The organism is Streptomyces nigra (genome assembly GCF_003074055.1).
GTDB lineage: Bacteria > Actinomycetota > Actinomycetes > Streptomycetales > Streptomycetaceae > Streptomyces > Streptomyces nigra.
This window is the reverse complement of the sequence record NZ_CP029043.1, coordinates 2,802,196-2,820,304: the sequence shown is the minus strand read 5'-3', so window position 1 is coordinate 2,820,304 and position 18,109 is coordinate 2,802,196. Positions and strand designations below refer to the sequence as shown.

Sequence of the window (18,109 nt, the reverse complement as noted above, 5' to 3'; positions counted from 1 at the left end):
GGCCGATGAACGCGAGGCGTCTCGTACGGCGTCCCTGGCGGCTGCTCGCGGAGACCACCGCGCTGCTGATCGCCGTGGCGGTGGCCTTCCCGCTCTACTGGATGGTGCTCGGCGCCTTCAAACCGGCCGGGGAGATCGAGTCCACCGAGCCCCGGCCGTGGACCCTGTCGCCCTCCCTGGATTCCTTCCGGAGGGTCTTCGAGCAGAACGAATTCGGCCGCTACTTCGTCAACAGTCTTGTCGTCGCGTGCACGGTCGTGGTCGTCTCGGCGCTCATCGCCTTTCTCGCCGCGACCGCGGTGACGCGATTCCGGTTCCGCTTCCGGACCACCCTGCTCATCATGTTTCTGGTGGCCCAGATGGTGCCCGTCGAGGCCCTGACGATCCCGCTGTTCTTCCTCATGCGGGACTTCGGCCAGCTGAACACCCTGGGGTCGCTGATCCTGCCCCACATCGCCTTCTCGCTGCCCTTCGCGATCTGGATGCTGCGGGGGTTTGTGAAGGCCGTTCCGGAGGCCCTGGAGGAGGCCGCCGCGCTCGACGGAGCGAGCCGGTCGCGATTCCTGTGGCAGATCCTTTTCCCCCTGGTCTTCCCGGGCCTCGTGGCCACGAGCGTGTTTTCCTTCATCTCCGCCTGGAACGACTTCCTGTTCGCCAAGTCGTTCATCATCAGCGACACCTCCCAGTCCACCCTTCCGATGGCCCTGCTCGTCTTCTACAAGCCCGACGAGCCGGACTGGGGCGGAGTGATGGCGGCGTCCACGGTGATGACGATTCCGGTGCTGATCTTCTTCGTCCTCGTACAGCGGCGACTGGTGTCGGGGCTGGGCGGGGCGGTAAAGGACTGATGTGACTTCCGCTCGGCAACTGATTCCCGCGCCGCGCGCGACCGAGGGCCCGCGCGACGGCACCCTCACGCTCGGCGCCGACACCACTCTCTGGGCCGCCGACGGCACCGGGACCGCCGAGCGCTGGCTGCGCGCCACGCTCGGCGCGGCGTACGGTCTGCCCCTGCGACCTGGGCCGCCGGACGCGCGAGGCGGTGTCCGGCTGCTCCTGGACGACACCCTGGGCGCCGAGGCGTACCGCCTGCGCACCGACGCGCACGACGGTGTGGAGATCCGGGGCGGGGACGCCGCCGGCGTCTTCTGGGGCGCCCAGACCCTGCGTCAGCTCCTCGGTCCGGACGCCTTCCGCCGCGCCCCGGTCCGCCCCGGCGCCCTTCCCGTCCTCGCATCGGCGACCGTCGAGGACGCGCCCCGATTCCGCTGGCGCGGACTCATGCTGGACGTCGCCCGGCACTTCATGCCCAAGGACGGCGTCCTGCGCCACCTGGACCTGATGGCCGCCCACAAACTCAACGTCTTCCACTTCCATCTGACGGACGACCAGGGCTGGCGTATCGAGATCCGGAAGTACCCGCGGCTCACGGAGACCGGCGCCTGGCGGGCGCGCACCAAATTCGGCCATCGCGCCTCGCCGCTCTGGGAGGAGAAGCCGCACGGCGGCTTCTACACCCAGGACGACATCCGCGAGATCGTGGCGTACGCGACCGAGCGGCATATCACCGTCGTCCCCGAAATCGACGTGCCCGGCCACTCGCAGGCCGCGATCGCCGCGTACCCGGAACTCGGCAACACCGACGTCATCGACACCACCGCCCTCTCCGTCTGGGACACCTGGGGGATCTCTCCGAACGTACTCGCCCCCACCGACAGCACCCTGCGCTTCTACGAGGGGGTGTTCGAGGAAGTCCTGGAACTGTTCCCCGGCGAGTTCGTCCATGTCGGCGGCGACGAATGCCTGAAGGACCAGTGGCGCGCCTCGCCCACCGCCCAGAAGCGCGTCCGGGAACTCGGGGTGAAGGACGAGGACGGTCTCCAGGCCTGGTTCATCGGCCATTTCGACCGGTGGCTCTCCGCGCGCGGACGCCGGCTCATCGGCTGGGACGAGATCCTGGAGGGCGGGCTCGCACCGGGCGCCACCGTGTCGTCCTGGCGCGGCTACGCGGGCGGTGTCGCGGCGGCCCGCGCGGGACACGACGTCGTCATGTGCCCCGAGCAGCAGGTGTACCTGGACCACCGGCAGGACGGCGGCGCCGACGAGCCGGTGCCGATCGGATACGTGCGCACCCTGGAGGACGTCTACCGGTTCGAGCCGGTGCCGGGGGAGTTGACGCGGGACGAGGCCCGGCATGTGCTCGGCACGCAGGCCAACGTGTGGACCGAGGTGATGGAGGACGCCGCGCGCGTCGACTACCAGACGTTCCCGCGCCTGGCCGCCTTCGCCGAGGTCGCCTGGAGCGCCCTGCCCGCCCCGGCCGAGCGCGACTTCGCCGGCTTCGAGCGGCGGATGGCCGCGCACTACGCGCGCCTGGACGCCCTGGGCGTCGCCTACCGGCCGCCCACCGGCCCCCGGCCGTGGCAGCGGCGCCCCGGGGTCCTCGGCCGCCCGATCGACGGACCGCCCCCGCACAGGTGACCGCTCCGGGCGAACAGACAGGGGAAAAACCGGCAGCGGATCACCGAAGAGTGTCAATCGGTACTCATCGGTGATGCCGTGCCAAAACGGACCATCTCCCCGATGAGGTGGGCGAATGCCTCCTAGCGGACCCGTGTCCGCGTGCCCTGGGAAGATGTGCCAGAGTTGCCACGTCCGCCCTGTCAGCACGTACCGTACGGCAGCACAGGTGGGACCAGGTGGGGCAGCGGGAAGGGGCAGCCGGTTTGACCACGCACGCACCGCAGGCGGCGCAGGCCGTCACGCTGCCCACGACACTGGACGAGGCCGTGGCGGCGCTCACCGCCATGCCCGCCGCCGTGCCCGTCGCGGGCGGCACCGACCTCATGGCCGCCGTCAACTCCGGGCAGCTCAGGCCCGCCGCCCTGGTCGGCCTCGGCAAGATCAGCGAGATCCGCGGCTGGCAGTACCAGGACGGGCACGCCCTGCTCGGCGCCGGACTCACCCACGCGCGGATGGGCCGCCCCGACTTCGCCGCCCTGATCCCGGCGCTCGCGGCCGCCGCGCGCGCCGCCGGCCCGCCGCAGATCCGCAACGCCGGCACCCTCGGCGGCAACGTCGCCTCCGCGTCCCACACCGGTGACGCGCTGCCGGTCCTCGCCGCCCTCGAGGCGACCCTGATCATCGCGGGCCCGGGCGGGGCCCGCCGCGAGATCCCGGTGTCGCACCTGCTGGCGGGCGTGGACACGCTGCGCGCCGGTGAACTCATCGGCTACGTGCGCGTGCCGCTGCTGCACGCCCCGCAGGTCTTCCTCAAGGCCACCGGGCGCACCGGCCCCGGGCGGGCCCTCGCGTCCGTCGCGGTCGTCCTCGACCCGGCCCGGCGCGGCATCCGCTGTGCGGTGGGCGCCATAGCGCCGATGCCGCTGCGGCCCCTGGAGGCCGAGCAGTGGGTCGCCCAGCTGATCGACTGGGACAACAACCGCGCGGTCGTCCCCGAGGCACTGCAGGCCTTCGGCGAGTACGTCGCCGCGGCCTGCATCCCCGACCCGGCCCCGGCCGAGGACGGGACCGTCGCCCAGCACCCGCCCGCCGTTCTGCACCTGCGGCGCACCGTCGCCGCACTGGCCCGACGAGCACTGGGGAGGGCGCTGTCGTGACCGACGACCGGCACGGAGAGGGCGCGCCCCGCGGCAACGGCCGCTGGGATCCGCTGCCCCAGGGTGAGTACGACGACGGCGCCACCGCCTTCGTCGAGCTGCCCGAGGGCGGCATCGACGCGCTCCTGGCCTCCGCCGACAGCCCGCTCGCCGCCCCCGGCCAGGGCTATGTGCCGCCGCGGATCACCGCCGCGCCCGGCACCACCGACCCGGCGACGCCCGGCGGCTGGCCCGCCGCGGGCACGCCCCCCGAGGGCGCCGGCTGGCCCGACCCGAACGCCGCGCCCCAGGACGGCGGCGACCGGTTCACGTACAACCCCGCGGCCACCCAGCAGTGGCACCTCCCGGACGCCCAGAGCCGCCCGCCCGGCCAGGACGTCACCGGGCAGTGGTCGATCCCGCTCGCCGGAGGGGACCTTCCGGACGAGTCGGGCGAGTTCACCACGTCCTCGCTCGTCGAGCAGTGGGGCGGCGGAGCCCCGGCCACGCTGCCGGGCGGCGCGGCCGCCCCCTGGGCGCCCCAGCAGCCCTGGGAGCGCACCGCCCCCGGCGAGCCCGCGCCCGACGGCTACACGGCCGCCCCCGAGCGGCAGTCCGCGCCCGACGCCGCCGAGGAAGCCGCGGAGGCCGCGGAGAACGCCGCGCAGGCCGCCCAGGCGGCCCGTGAGGCGGGCGAGGCGGCAGCGGCGGCCGAGGACGCCCGGGAGGCCGCCGAGGCTGCACAGGGCCCCGCGGAGCCCTCCATCGAGGCCGAGATCGACGGCGACGGCGCCGAGGAGTCCGGCGAGACGCCCCCGCCCTCCGGCGAGGAACACCCCCTCGCCTCCTACGTGCTGCGCGTCAACGGCGTCGACCGGCCCGTCTCCGACGCCTGGATCGGCGAGTCGCTGCTCTACGTGCTGCGCGAGCGGCTCGGCCTCGCGGGCGCCAAGGACGGCTGCTCGCAGGGCGAGTGCGGCGCGTGCAACGTCCAGGTCGACGGCCGGCTCGTCGCCTCCTGCCTGGTGCCCGCCGTGACCGCCGCCGGCAGCGAGGTGCGCACCGTCGAGGGGCTCGCCCAGGACGGGCACCCCTCCGACGTGCAGCGCGCGCTCGCCCGCTGCGGCGCCGTCCAGTGCGGCTTCTGCGTGCCGGGCATGGCGATGACCGTGCACGACCTGCTGGAGGGCAACCCGGCCCCGAGCGAGCTGGAGACCCGGCAGGCCCTGTGCGGCAACCTCTGCCGCTGCTCCGGCTACCGCGGCGTCGTCCGGGCCGTCCAGGAGGTCGTCGCCGAACGCGAGGCCCACGCGGCCGCCGAGGCCCCCGAGGGCGACGACGGCGAGGCCCGCATCCCGCACCAGGCGGGCCCGGGAGCCGGCGGCGTCAACCCGTCGGCGTTCGAGGCGCCCGGCGCCATGGGACCGCATGACCCGTACGGCCAGGACGGAGGCCAGGCGTGAGCAACGAAGCCGCCACCGCGACCACCGCCGCGGAGGCAGCCCCCGCCCCCGAGCAGGTTCCGCACGGCCTCGGCGCCTCCCTGCCGGCCGCCGACGCCCGCGCCAAGACCGAGGGCACGTTCCCGTACGCGGCCGACCTGTGGGCCGAGGGCCTGCTCTGGGCGGCCGTCCTGCGCTCCCCGCACCCGCACGCGCGCATCACCTCCATCGACACCACCCACGCGCGGGAGATGCCCGGCGTCCGCGCCGTCGTCACCCACGAGGACGTCCCCGGCAGCCCGCTGCTCGGCCGGGGCCGGGCCGACCGGCCCGTCTTCGCCTCCGACGTCGTACGCCACCACGGCGAGCCCATCGCCGCCGTCGCCGCCGACCACCCCGACACCGCGCGCCTCGCCGCCGCCGCCGTCATCGTCGAGTACGAGGTGCTCGACCCGGTCACCGACCCCGAGCAGGCGTTCGAGGCCGAGCCGCTGCACCCCGACGGCAACCTGATCCGGCACATCCCGCTGCGCCACGGCGACCCCGACGCGGCCGGCGACGTCGTCGTCGAGGGCATGTACCGCATCGGCCGCCAGGACCCGGCCCCCATCGGCGCCGAGGCCGGACTCGCCGTACCGCGCCCCGACGGAGGCGTGGAGCTCTACCTCGCCTCGACCGACCCGCACACCGACCGCGACCGCGCCGCCGCCTGCTTCGGCCTGGAGCCCGAGCGCGTCAAGATCGTCGTCACCGGCGTCCCCGGCGCCACCGCCGACCGCGAGGACCAGGGCTTCCAGCTCCCGCTCGGCCTGCTCGCGCTGAAGACCGGCTGCCCGGTGAAGCTCACCGCCACCCGCGAGGAGTCCTTCCTCGGCCACACCCACCGGCACCCGACCCTGCTGCGCTACCGCCACCACGCGGACGCCGAGGGCAGGCTGGTGAAGGTCGAGGCGCAGATCCTGCTGGACGCGGGCGCCTACGCGGACACCTCCTCCGAGGCCCTGGCCGCCGCGGTCGCCTTCGCCTGCGGCCCGTACGTCGTCCCGAACGCCTTCATCGAGGGCTGGGCCGTACGGACCAACAACCCGCCCTCCGGCCATGTGCGCGGCGAGGGCGCCATGCAGGTGTGCGCCGCGTACGAGGCGCAGATGGACAAGCTCGCCAAGAAGCTCGGCGTCGACCCGGCCGAACTGCGCCTGCGCAACGCCCTGGCCACCGGCGACGTCCTGCCGACCGGCCAGAGCGTGACCTGCCCGGCCCCGGTCGCCGAGCTCCTGCAGGCCGTACGGGACCATCCGCTGCCGCCGCTGCCCAAGGACACCCCCGAGGACGAGTGGCTGCTGCCCGGCGGCCCCGAGGGCGCCGGTGAACCGGGCGCCGTGCGGCGGGGCGTGGGCTACGGCCTGGGCATGGTGCACATGCTGGGTGCCGAGGGCGCCGACGAGGTCTCCACGGCCACCGTGAAGGTCCAGGACGGGGTCGCCACGGTGCTGTGCGCCGCCGTCGAGACCGGCCAGGGCTTCACCACCCTCGCCCGGCAGATCGTCCAGGAGACCCTGGGCGTCGACGAGGTGCACGTCGCGCCGGTCGACACCGACCAGCCTCCCGCCGGCGCGGGCTGCCGCGGCCGGCACACCTGGGTCTCCGGCGGCGCCGTCGAACGGGCCGCCAAGATGGTCCGCACCCAGCTCCTGCAGCCGCTGGCGCACAAGTTCGGCATGTCCACCGAGCTGCTCCAGATCACCGACGGCAAGATCACCTCGTACGACGGCGTCCTGTCGACCACCGTCAGCGAGGCGCTGGAGGGCAAGGAGCTGTGGGCCACGGCCCAGTGCCGTCCGCACCCGACCGAGCCGCTGGACGGCGCCGGCCAGGGCGACGCGTTCGTGGGCATGTCCTTCTGCGCGGTCCGCGCGGTCGTCGACGTCGACATCGAGCTGGGCTCGGTGCGCGTGGTCGAGCTGGCGCTCGCCCAGGACGTCGGCCGGATCCTCAACCCGGCCCAGCTGGAGGCCCGGATCGAGGCGGGCGTCACGCAGGGCGTGGGCATAGCGCTCACCGAGAACCTGCGCTCCGCGCGCGGTCTGATCCGCCACCCCGACCTGACCGGCTACGCGCTGCCGACCGCGCTGGACGCCCCGGACATCCGGATCGTGAAGCTGGTCGAGGAGCGGGACGTCGTCGCGCCGTTCGGCGCCAAGGCCGTCAGCGCCGTGCCCGTGGTGACGTCGCCCGCGGCCATCGCCTCGGCCGTGCGCGCCGCGACCGGCCGCCCGGTCAACCGCCTCCCGATCCGCCCCCAGGCCGCGGTCGTCCACACCACCCGGTGAACGGGCCCGGCGCAGCCGCCGCCGGGCCCGGATCAGACGTGAATCCCTCATGAATCAGCGGCGAATTCGGCGCGTTGTGGGAACGTACCCGGGGTGCTCCGGCGTCTACTGAGGTGAAGCGCTCTCATGGGCTGTGCCGGGGCCGGTGCGTTGTCAGTGGTGGCGCGTAGTGTTCTGGGCAGTGGGGACGACGGCCGGGTCCGGTGACCGGCCGGTCAGGCGTGTCGTGCCCAGGGGCGGTGAGCAAGCGCATGCGGGGGAGCCATGAGCACGACGATCACGACCCAGGCGGGTGACCGGACGATCATCCTGTCCGAGCCCGAACTCGACCCGTACGTCACGCACGCGGCCACCCGCCGCTGGCTGACCGGCCCCGGACTCCCCGGCGACAACACGGTGCTGAGCTTCGCCGAGCTGTCCCGCGCGGGTCTGCGCACGGTCGCCGACTCGACCGGCGACGCGGCCCCCGGCCGGCTCACGGCCGAGCTGTGCGACCAGCTGGTGATAGGCGGACTGCTCGGCCCCGGCGGCCGCGAGACCGAGTCCGTCCTCCTCGACGGCGCGACCGGCGAGATTTCCACGGCCCACCTTCTGCGGGACCGGCCCGACCTGATGGACCGCCGAGCCCTCGCGCCCTCCCTGCGCACCCTGGTCCGCTTCGCCGAGGCCACGGACGAACTCGCCGGACTGCGCGGCCAGTTCGCCTCCTACGCCGGGCGCTACGGCACCAAGGCGGTCGCGGAGGCGTCCCGGCATCTGCTGTCGGTGTTCGAGGAGGGCACGAACGGCGAGCCCGCGCCCTTCTGGAAGATGGCCGCGCTGATCCGTCCGCTGGCGCTCGTCGCGGGCCGCGCCGGGCGGTCCGGGCTGGCCCTGGACCTGCCGCCGCGGCTGCTGGACGAGGAGTTCGGGCGGCGCGCGGTGGTGCGCTTCGAGGAGGTCGACTTCCCGTCCGCCCTCCGCCATGAGCCGACCCGCCGCTTCCTGCGCGAAGTGGGCCTGCCCGAGGGCGGGTTCCTCTTCACCCTGGACACGGACGCGCCGCTGGCGGCCCTGGACGAGTACGACACCGAGTGCGGCGCCCCGTGCGAACTGCCCTTGGCCGCCGCGTCCTTGATCCGCCTCGGCGACCTCGCGGAGGACGGCAGCCTGGTCCTCGACGGCATGACCGGCGCGGTCCTGCACTGGAGCGAGCGCGAGGGGCGTCTGTACCCGCTGAACACGGACGTCTCGACGCTGGCCTTCACCCTGTGGCTGCTGCACCGCGAGCGGGCGATAGACGCGGCGTCGGGCCACGAGTTGACGACCGCCACGTACGACCAGCTGGCGATGACGATGCTCCAGGTCCTGTCCACGGTCGACCCGACCGGCACTGCGACGGACGGTACGGCCCGGCACTACTGGACGGAGGCGTTCCAGGACGAGGCGGTGGGCGTGCTGGAGTCCTGCGGACGCTGATCCGGCGCCGGGCACTCCTGGAACGGGCGGCCCAGGAGCGGACGCACGCCGTCAGCCGGTCTCGGTCTGTGCGGCGCGCCGGCGGCGTACGCCAGGGAGTGAGTCCAGGTCGACGAGGCCGCCGGCGTGCCGGAGTGCGGTGCCCGCTGACCTGGCGCGGGTGCCCCCGGGGCGAGCTGCCCCAGGGGCGGGCGCCCGTCAGCCGGTCTCGGGTCCGGCGGCGCGACGGCGGCGCACGGCGAGGAAGAGGCCGGCGCCCAGGGCCGCTGCGGCGGCAGCGGAGCCCGCGATGAGCGTGGTGCCGTCCGAGCCGGTGCTCGCGAGATTGCCGTCGACGGAACCGGTGCCGGCGCCGGAGCCGCCGGTGGAGGAACCGCCGGTACCACCGGAGCCACCGGTGCTCTGCCCGGACGGGTCGTTGCCACCGGAGGAGCCGTTACCTCCTGTGCCGCTGCCGCCGGAGGACCCTTCCGACGGCGTCGGCTCGGGCTCGTAGTCCGTCGGGATGGCGATGCGGATGGCGGCCTTGTCGTTGGCGGGGTTCTTGTCGAAGGCGGGGTGGATGTCGTACACCGACGTCGCCTTCACCTCACCCGTCGTCGTCTCCGTGTCCTCGCCGATGTCCAGCGTGAAGGTGAACAGCACCTCCTCGCCGACGTCGAGGGTGTTGTCGTCCGGCACGCACACGTACGTCGGCTTGCCCGGCGTGCCGCCCGGCCCGCTCGGGCCGTCGATGCCGAACGGCGAGCAGGCCTTCGGCACCACGGCGGCGGTGGTGCCCTTGGGGATACGGACCATCAGGGCCGTCTGGTCGTCGCTCTCCTGGTTCTGGATCCAGCCGGGGCCGTCGTTGCGCAGCCGCACGGTGATCGACTGCCCGTCGCCCGCGAGGGCCTCGGTGTCCTCGCCGACGGCAGCCAGGTCGGCCGAGCTGTCCGCCGTCAGCGTGAGCCGCCGGTGGCTGTCGTCGTACCCCTCGCCGGGGGCCTCACCGGTGGCGGAGGTGCCGTACTGGACGGCCTCCATCAGGGCGTTGGGCAGCGCCTTGAACCGTACGGGCGTCTCGATGGAGGCGCCCGGCTCGATCACCTCGTCGATCTCGCACAGCGCCTGGCGGACCTTGTCCTCGACGGTCGTGTAGGTGCAGCCCGGCACCTGGGCGGGGAAGTCCAGCCCACGGGTCAGCCGGACCCGGAAGGTGATCCCGTCCGCCGGGGCGGTGCCCTTGTTGGTGATGACGACGTTCTCGTCGTACACGTCGCCGGGCTTCGGAGACGTCTTCGGCAGCTCCGATATCACCAGGTCCGCCGCACCCTCCTCCGCGTACGCCGACGGAGCGGCGAGCGCGGGTACGGCGGCGGCGATCGCGGCGGCGGCCACGAAGGCGGCCGGGGTACGAAGGTGCGAGGTGCGGATGCGCTGGCGCACGGATGGGTCTCCTCGTCGGACAGAAGGCACGGCGACCGGAGTCTGCGACCCCGACACCAACAGGACCCGCCGGGGCGGCGGAGGGTTGCGCTCCTGTTTGGGGAGAGACGGGGGAGGACTTGTGGGGCGAGGAGAGACGGACAGAAGAAAAGGGGGCGGCACCTCGGGGGTGCCGCCCTCTGTCTCGCTCGGTCGGGCTGTGGAGGCCGTGGCGGGAATCGAACCCGCGTAACTCGCTTTGCAGGCGAGTCCCTGAGCCACTCGGGCACACGGCCGTTCGCAGGGCCCGTGGGGCGGGCCTGGTCGGTGGTTCGACGGTACGGGCGGGGTCCTGCGGGGCTCAAGGGAAGCGGGCCGTGTGCAATGTGACTGCCATGCCGCGTTCACAGAGGGAGGGGGAGCGGCGGTCGTACGACCAAGGTCCCAGGGGAGGTGAGGCCCCCGACAGGGGTCAATGTCAGTCACGGCCCTTACGCTGGCGACCATGACTGCCCTCGAGCCGCGCGACGCCGATGTCGCCAAGACGTCCGCCGTTTCCTCCGCAGCCGCACCGGAGGAGAGCGTGCTGGGGCGGTCGTATCGGGCGCTCAGCATCGGGATCGTCTCCGTCGTGCTGCTCATCGCCTTCGAGGCGACGGCCGTCGGGACGGCGATGCCGGTCGCCGCGCGTGAGCTGGACGGGGTGTCGCTGTACGCCTTCGCGTTCTCCGGGTACTTCACCACCAGTCTGTTCGGCATGGTGCTGTCCGGTCAGTGGTCCGATCGGCGTGGTCCGCTCGCGCCGCTGACCTGCGGGATCGCTGCCTTCGGGGCCGGTTTGTTGTTGTCGGGCACCGCGGGGGTCATGTGGCTGTTCATCCTCGGGCGGGCCGTCCAGGGGCTCGGGGGCGGGCTGGTCATCGTCGCCCTGTACGTCGTCGTCGGCCGCGCCTACCCCGAGCGGCTGCGCCCGGCGATCATGGCGGCGTTCGCCGCGAGCTGGGTCGTGCCGTCCATCGTGGGGCCGCTGGCCTCCGGTGCGGTGACCGAGCATCTGGGCTGGCGGTGGGTGTTCGTCGGGATTCCTGTGCTGGTGCTTCTGCCGCTGGGGCTCGCCCTGCCGCAGATACGCCGTCGCGCCGCCGGGCCCGTGCCGGGCGCCGGGGGTGACGCCTCCTTCGACCGGCGCCGTATCCGGCTCGCCCTCGCGATCTCCTTCGGTGCCGGGCTGCTGCAGTACGCCGCGCAGGACCTCCGGTGGATCTCCCTCGTCCCCGGCCTCCTGGGCGCCGGGCTTCTCGTCCCGGCCGCGCTCGGCCTGCTCCCGCGCGGCACCTACCGGGCGGCGCGGGGCCTGCCGTCCGTGGTCCTGCTGCGCGGTGTGGCCGCCGGGTCGTTCATCGCGGCGGAGTCCTTCGTGCCGCTGATGCTGGTCACCCAGCGGGGCCTGTCGCCGACGCTCGCCGGGTTCTCGCTCGCGGCCGGCGGGGTCACCTGGGCGCTGGGTTCCTGGGTGCAGTCCCGGCCGCGCGTGGAGCCGTACCGGGAGCGGCTCACGACCACCGGGATGGTGCTGGTCGCCGCGGCCGTCGCGGCGGCGCCCAGTGTGCTGATCCACTCCGTGCCGGCCTGGACGCTGGCCGTCGCCTGGGCCTTCGGCTGCTTCGGGATGGGCCTGGTGATCTCCTCCACCAGCGTGCTGCTGCTCAAGCTCTCCGCCCCCGAGGAGGCCGGCACCAACTCCGCCGCCCTCCAGATCTCCGACGCCCTGTCGAACGTCGTCCTGCTCAGCCTGGGCGGCGCGGCCTTCGCGGCCCTCGGGGGCGGCGCCCTCAGTCACATCCCCACAGCCGCCTCCGCCTCCACGCCGGGGGCCTTCGCGGCGGTGTTCCTGCCCATGGCGGCCGTGGCACTGGCGGGGGTGTGGGTGACGCGGCGTCTGCGCGTGGAAACGCCGTGACACCGTTTGGTACCACGTAATACCGTCGAACATGGCCGGACTGAACCTGCGCTTCACGGAAGAGGAACTCGATGCTCTGCGCGAGCGGGCGGCGGCGGAGGGCCGCAGCATGCAGGCCTTCGCGCACGACGCCGTGATCGCGGTCATCAACGAGCGGTCGCGTCTGTTCAATGAGGCTGCCGACCATGTGCTGAAGGGCAGTGCCGAGCTGAACCGGAGGCTCGCCTGAAGCACTACCTCACCCTGCCCGAGCTGCTGCACCTGGCAAAGCGGCTCGGGGCGGACGAGGTACGTGACCACGGGCTCCTCGACTCGGCCCTCGCGCGCCCGCAGTCGAGCGTGTTCGGACAGGATGCTTACCCGGACGTGTGACAGAAGGCTGCGGCGCTGATGGAGTCCCTGGCCCGCAACCGCGGCCTCGTGGACGGCAACAAGCGCATCGCCTGGTACGCGACCTGGGTCTTCCCGCATCTCAACGGGCATCCCCTGGACGCGGAGTTCGACGTGGACGAGGCCGAGCAGTTTGTGCTCGATGTCTGCCAGGGTGCCCTCGATGTGCCCGAGATCGCGGCTCGGCTGCCGGGCTTCGCGCGCTGATGTGACGTCGGTCCCACCCCCGGGTGACGCGGGCCGGTGCGCGCGTTGTGGGGGTGGGGCGCCGGTAGGGTGACCCGGTCGTCGTACGCAGCCGAGAACCGGAGACCGTGACTACCACCGCCGCCTCCTCCCACCACCTTTCCCCCGCCTTCCCCGGCCGGGCCCCCTGGGGCACCGCGAGCAAGCTGCGCGCCTGGCAGCAGGGCGCGATGGAGAAGTACATCCAGGAGCAGCCGCGCGACTTCCTCGCGGTCGCCACGCCCGGCGCCGGAAAGACGACCTTCGCCCTCACCCTGGCCTCCTGGCTGCTGCACCACCATGTCGTGCAGCAGGTGACGGTGGTCGCGCCGACCGAGCATCTGAAGAAGCAGTGGGCGGAGGCCGCGGCCCGCATAGGCATCAAGCTGGACCCGGAGTACAGCGCGGGCCCGCTCGGCAAGGACTACCACGGCGTCGCCGTGACGTACGCGGGCGTCGGCGTGCGCCCCATGCTGCACCGCAACCGCGTCGAGCAGCGCAAGACCCTGGTGATCCTCGACGAGATCCACCACGCCGGTGACTCGAAATCCTGGGGCGAGGCGTGCCTGGAGGCGTTCGAGCCGGCCACCCGGCGGCTCTGCCTGACCGGTACGCCGTTCCGGTCCGACACCAACCCCATCCCGTTCGTGACGTACGAGGAGGGGCAGGACGGCATCCGCCGGTCCGCCGCCGACTACACCTACGGCTACGGCAACGCGCTCGCCGACCACGTCGTGCGCCCCGTCATCTTCCTCTCCTACAGCGGCAACATGCGCTGGCGGACGAAGGCCGGCGACGAGATCGCCGCCCGGCTCGGCGAGCCCATGACCAAGGACGCGGTCAGCCAGGCCTGGCGCACCGCGCTGGATCCGCGCGGCGAGTGGATGCCGAGCGTGCTGCGCGCCGCCGACCAGCGGCTCACCGAGGTCAGGAAGGGCATCCCGGACGCGGGCGCCCTCGTCATCGCCTCCGACCAGGACTCCGCCCGCGCCTACGCCAAGCTGATCCGGGAGATCACCGGCAGCAAGGCGACCCTCGTGCTGTCCGACGACGCCGGCGCCTCGAAGCGGATCGACGACTTCAGCGCCAGCGACGACCGTTGGATGGTCGCCGTCCGGATGGTGTCCGAGGGCGTCGACGTACCCCGGCTCGCGGTCGGCGTGTACGCCACCACGATCTCCACGCCGCTCTTCTTCGCGCAGGCCGTCGGCCGTTTCGTACGGTCCAGGCGGCGCGGCGAGACCGCCTCCGTCTTCCTGCCGACCGTCCCCGACCTGCTCACCTTCGCCAACGAGATGGAGGTGGAACGGGACCACGCCCTCGACAAGCCGAAGAAGGAGGGCGAGGAGGACCCGTACGCCGAGTCCGAGAAGGAGATGGAGGAGGCGAACAAGGAGCAGGACGAGGACACCGGCGAGCAGGAGCAGTTCTCCTTCGAGGCGCTGGAGTCCGAGGCCGTCTTCGACCGGGTCCTCTACGACGGTGCCGAGTTCGGCATGCAGGCCCACCCCGGGAGCGAGGAGGAGCAGGACTACCTCGGTATCCCCGGGCTCCTCGAACCCGACCAGGTGCAGCTGCTGCTGCAGAAGCGGCAGGCCCGGCAGATCGCGCACAGCCGCAAGAAGCCGGACTCCGAGGCCGACCTCCTCGAACTGCCCGCCGAGCGGCGCCCGGTCGTCTCGCACAAGGAGATGATGGAGCTCCGCAAGCAGCTCAACACGATGGTCTCCGCCTACGTCCACCAGAGCGGCAAGCCGCACGGCGTGATCCACACCGAGCTGCGCCGGGTGTGCGGGGGACCGCCGAGTGCCGAGGCGACGGCCGGGCAGCTGCGGCAGCGGATCGCCAAGGTGCAGGAGTGGGCCACCCGGATGCGGTGATCCCGGGCGCGAGTGACCCGCCACCCGCGTACCGCGCCGTCGCGCGCCCCACCCGGCACCGCACGCCCCTCCCGCAACTCCGTGCACCGCACATATAGGGCCGAACCCGCCCGGTCCGTCCCCGGCCATGCCCGGATTCTGGACGGAGCCTTCCGCTCAGCGAACCGGCTTCGCTAATGTCCGCCTACGCACACGCCCCGTGGCAGCGCCGCCGCGGAGCGCAGCCGTGAAGCGACGCGGTCCGGAAGGCCGGACCGCCGGCCGATCGGCGGCCTCTGAAGCGCGTGACCGACGGGACTCGGTGACGCCCGCCGTGACGAGGCCGTCGACCTCACCACTAAGGAGTGGGCGTCGTGACCGCGGAGACCTCTCAGACGCTCGACCGGGGACTGCGCGTCCTCAAGCTGCTGGCCGATACGGACCACGGACTGACCGTCACCGAGCTATCCACCAAACTGGGCGTGAACCGGACCGTCGTGTACCGACTGCTCGCCACGCTCGAACAGCACGCCCTCGTCCGCCGTGACCTCGGTGGCCGCGCCCGCGTCGGGCTCGGCGTGCTGCGGCTCGGGCGCCAGGTGCATCCGCTGGTGCGCGAGGCGGCGCTGCCCGCGCTGCGCTCCCTGGCCGAGGACATAGGCGCCACGGCCCATCTCACGCTCGTGGACGGCTCGGAGGCGCTGGCCGTCGCCGTGGTGGAGCCGACCTGGACCGACTACCACGTGGCCTACCGGGCGGGTTTCCGGCACCCCCTGGACCGCGGGGCCGCGGGCCGTGCCATCCTCGCCGCCCGCAAGCAGCCCCCCGAGGGCCCCGGCTACACCCTGACCCACGGCGAACTGGAGGCAGGGGCGAGCGGAGCCGCCGCCCCGCTGATAGGCGTCACCGGCGTCGAGGGCAGCGTAGGCGTCGTGATGCTGGCCGACGCCGTACCCGAGCGGGTGGGGCAGCGGGTCGTGGACGCGGCCCGGGAGGTCGCCGAAGCACTCCGCTGACGCGCCACGCCCCCCGGCATGATCGGCGCGACACCCCCTAGGCAGCCCCCGCGCCCTCTCGCGACACTCGTGTCATGACCTCACTGAGCATCCGCACCGTGCACGAGACCGCCGGGTTCGCCGCCATCGCCGACTACTTCAGTGATGTGTGGAAGACCCCGCGCAGCGCGCCGCCACTGCTGCCGGAGACGCTGAACAGCCTCGCCCACGCGGGCGGCGCGGTGCACGCCGCCTACGACGGGGACCGCCTCGTCGGCGGCTGCGTCGCCGTGTTCGGGCCGCCGGCGGCCAGAGAGACGTACTCGCTGCTCGCCGCCGCCGAGCGCGGGCTCGGGCCGCGGCTCAAGGAGGCTCAGCGGGCCTGGGCGGTGGGGCTCGGGGCACGCACCATGCGCTGGACCTTCGACCCGCTGGTGGGCCGCAACGCCCGCTTCAACTTCGCCAAGCTGGGCGCCGAGGGCACCGGCTACCTCGTCGACTTCTACGGCCCCATGGCCGACGGCGTGAACGACGGCGACGAGACCGACCGGCTGGAGGCCACCTGGGACCTGACCGGCACCCGACGGCCGTCCGCCGCCACGGCCGACGGGCGCGAGGCCGCGCCCGTCACCCACCGGGCGCCGGACGGCGGGCCGCTCGCCCGCCGTGACCCGGGGGACCGGTATGTGTGGTGCCGGGTGCCGGAGGACGTCGTGGCGTTACGGGTGACGGACCCCGAGCAGGCCCTCGGCTGGCGGCGGGCCGTGCGCGAGGTGCTCACCAAGGCGTTCGCCGAGGGGTTCACGGCCACGGACATGTCCCGCGACGGCTGGTACACACTGACCCGCCGGGAGGACACCCCGTGAAACTCGAACGCGTCGAGCTGGTCCACATCGCCATCCCGCTCGTCACCCCGTTCCGCACCTCCTTCGGCACGATGACGACGAAGGACACCTTCCTGCTGCGGGTCGTCACGGACACCGCCGAGGGCTGGTCGGAGTTCGCCGGCGACCCCGAGCCGCTGTACTGCGCGGAGTTCGTCGCCGGCGCCGAGATCGTGCTGCGGGACGTCCTGCTGCCCCGGGCCGCTGCCCTGCCCGCGCTCACCGCCCCCGCCCTCGGCCCGGCCCTCGCCGGGGTCAAGGGGCACGAGCTGGCGAAGGCGGCCCTGGAGACGGCGGTCCTCGACGCCGAGCTGCGGTCGTACGGCATGTCGCTGGCGACCTATCTGGGCGCGGTGCGCGAGCGCGTGCCGGCCGGGGTGTCGGTCGGGATCCGGCCGAGCATCGGCGAGCTGCTGGACGACGTCGAGGGGTACCTCGCCGACGGGTACGTGCGGATCAAGCTGAAGATCGAGCCGGGCTGGGACCTGGAGCCGGTGCGCGCCGTACGGGAGCGCTTCGGGGAGGCCGTGCCGCTCCAGGTCGACGCCAACGCCGCCTACACGCTCGCGGACGCCGAGCATCTGCGCCGGCTCGACGCGTTCGGGCTGCTGCTGGTCGAGGAGCCGCTCGCGGGCGGCGACCTGTACGGCCACGCCCGCCTCCAGCAGCGCCTGGCGACCCCCGTCTGCCTGGACGAGTCGCTGCACAACGCCCGCGACACCGCGTCCGCGATCGCCCTGGACGCCTGCCGGGCGGTGAACGTGAAACCGGCCCGGGTCGGCGGCTATCTGGAGGCGCGGCGCGTCCACGACGTGGCGTACGCGCACGGGGTGCCGGTGTGGTGCGGCGGCATGCTGGAGACGGGGATCGGCCGCGCGGCCAACCTGGCGCTGGCCGCGCTGCCCGGCTGCACCCTGCCCGGCGACACCTCGGCCTCCGCCCGCTACTTCGCCGAGGACCTCACGGAGCCGTTCGTCCTGATCGACGGCCACCTCCCCGTGCCCAAGGGCCCCGGCATCGGCGTCCGCCCGCTCCCGGAAACCCTGCACCGCTTCACGACGTCCCGCCGCGCCCTGTACGCCCCCTGACCCGACGCCCCGCGCATCGCACACGGCACCCCCGGTCCGCCCCCGAGGCCCCGGCCCCGGTCCACCCCGAGGCTCCTGCCCCGGTCCGGCGGCCCCGGACCGAACCCGACGCCCCCGCCCCGGTCCGACGGCCCCGAACCGCCCTGCCCCCGCCCCGGTCCGACGGCCCCGAACCGCCCTGCCCTCGTCCCGGTCCGGCGGCCCCGGACCGAACCCGACGCCCCGGCCCCGAACCGCCCTCCCCCCGCCCCGGTCCGGTGCCCCCGCCCCGGCGTCCCGTATCGCCCCCGGTGCGTTTGCCTCGGGCGGCGGCTGCGCACCGCCCCGATGCCCTTGCCCCCGACCTGCGCCCGAAGCCCCCGCCCCGGTCCGGCGGCCCCGGACCGAACCCGACGCCCCGGCCCCGAACCGCCCTCCCCCGCCCCGGTCCGGTGCCCCCGCCCCGGCGTCCCGTATCGCCCCCGGTGCGTTT

At 73.6% G+C, this 18,109-nt stretch carries 13 protein-coding genes, 1 tRNA gene and 1 pseudogene; 13 read left to right on the top strand and 2 right to left on the bottom strand.

Translation table 11 applies throughout. The annotated features are described in order from the left end of the window. The first annotated feature begins 5 nt into the window (after positions 1-5). From DC008_RS13010 to DC008_RS12985, 6 genes are all read left to right on the top strand, one after another. Positions 6-848, top strand: a complete 843-nt coding sequence (locus DC008_RS13010; RefSeq protein ID WP_055624600.1) for a carbohydrate ABC transporter permease — start codon at positions 6-8, stop codon at positions 846-848. Between the two features lies 1 nt (position 849). Then, positions 850-2,481, top strand: coding sequence for a beta-N-acetylhexosaminidase (locus DC008_RS13005; RefSeq protein ID WP_108707121.1), 1,632 nt, complete (start codon positions 850-852; stop codon positions 2,479-2,481). A 245-nt stretch (positions 2,482-2,726) separates the two neighbouring features. Next, entirely contained in the window at positions 2,727-3,620 is an 894-nt protein-coding gene (locus tag DC008_RS13000; protein WP_055624598.1) for an FAD binding domain-containing protein, read from the top strand. Beyond that, positions 3,617-5,062 carry a 2Fe-2S iron-sulfur cluster-binding protein gene (locus tag DC008_RS12995; protein ID WP_108707120.1) on the top strand — a complete coding sequence of 482 codons (1,446 nt, stop codon included), beginning with the start codon at positions 3,617-3,619 and terminating at the stop codon, positions 5,060-5,062. The genes DC008_RS13000 and DC008_RS12995 overlap by 4 nt, the downstream gene beginning before the upstream one ends. Then, complete coding sequence (locus tag DC008_RS12990) at positions 5,059-7,371, top strand: xanthine dehydrogenase family protein molybdopterin-binding subunit (protein ID WP_108707119.1); 2,313 nt, start codon at positions 5,059-5,061, stop codon at positions 7,369-7,371. Before DC008_RS12995 ends, DC008_RS12990 begins: the two co-directional genes overlap by 4 nt. A gap of 264 nt (positions 7,372-7,635) precedes the next feature. Next, entirely contained in the window at positions 7,636-8,829 is a 1,194-nt protein-coding gene (locus tag DC008_RS12985) for an SUKH-4 family immunity protein (protein WP_108707118.1), read from the top strand. A 198-nt stretch (positions 8,830-9,027) separates the two neighbouring features. Here DC008_RS12985 and DC008_RS12980 read toward each other — a convergent pair whose 3' ends face one another. Together DC008_RS12980 and DC008_RS12975 are read right to left on the bottom strand one after the other, a co-directional pair. Next, the gene (locus DC008_RS12980) at positions 9,028-10,257 is read right to left on the bottom strand and encodes an LPXTG cell wall anchor domain-containing protein (protein WP_108707117.1); all 1,230 of its coding nucleotides are present in this window, start codon (positions 10,255-10,257) and stop codon (positions 9,028-9,030) included. A 200-nt stretch (positions 10,258-10,457) separates the two neighbouring features. After that, positions 10,458-10,532: transfer RNA gene (locus DC008_RS12975), tRNA-Cys, on the bottom strand. 209 nt (positions 10,533-10,741) lie between these two features. On the opposite strand from DC008_RS12975, the gene DC008_RS12970 reads away from it, so the two are divergent. The 7 genes and pseudogenes from DC008_RS12970 to menC all read left to right on the top strand — a co-directional run bounded on the left by DC008_RS12970 (position 10,742) and on the right by menC (position 17,637). Beyond that, positions 10,742-12,196, top strand: a complete 1,455-nt coding sequence (locus DC008_RS12970) for an MFS transporter (RefSeq protein ID WP_108707116.1) — start codon at positions 10,742-10,744, stop codon at positions 12,194-12,196. A 31-nt stretch (positions 12,197-12,227) separates the two neighbouring features. Beyond that, the gene (locus tag DC008_RS12965) at positions 12,228-12,425 is read left to right on the top strand and encodes a hypothetical protein (protein ID WP_108707115.1); all 198 of its coding nucleotides are present in this window, start codon (positions 12,228-12,230) and stop codon (positions 12,423-12,425) included. Then, positions 12,422-12,793 (top strand): annotated as a pseudogene (locus DC008_RS12960) (type II toxin-antitoxin system death-on-curing family toxin). Before DC008_RS12965 ends, DC008_RS12960 begins: the two are co-directional and overlap by 4 nt. Positions 12,794-12,900: 107 nt before the next feature. After that, the gene (locus DC008_RS12955) at positions 12,901-14,691 is read left to right on the top strand and encodes a DEAD/DEAH box helicase (protein ID WP_055624590.1); all 1,791 of its coding nucleotides are present in this window, start codon (positions 12,901-12,903) and stop codon (positions 14,689-14,691) included. Between the two features lie 353 nt (positions 14,692-15,044). Beyond that, a complete protein-coding gene (locus tag DC008_RS12950) occupies positions 15,045-15,686 on the top strand; it encodes an IclR family transcriptional regulator (protein ID WP_055624649.1) in 642 nt (213 codons plus the stop codon). A gap of 74 nt (positions 15,687-15,760) precedes the next feature. After that, positions 15,761-16,531, top strand: a complete 771-nt coding sequence (locus tag DC008_RS12945; RefSeq protein WP_108707114.1) for a chorismate synthase — start codon at positions 15,761-15,763, stop codon at positions 16,529-16,531. After that, the gene (gene menC, locus DC008_RS12940; RefSeq protein ID WP_108707113.1) at positions 16,528-17,637 is read left to right on the top strand and encodes an o-succinylbenzoate synthase; all 1,110 of its coding nucleotides are present in this window, start codon (positions 16,528-16,530) and stop codon (positions 17,635-17,637) included. Before DC008_RS12945 ends, menC begins: the two co-directional genes overlap by 4 nt. Positions 17,638-18,109 lie beyond the last annotated feature (472 nt).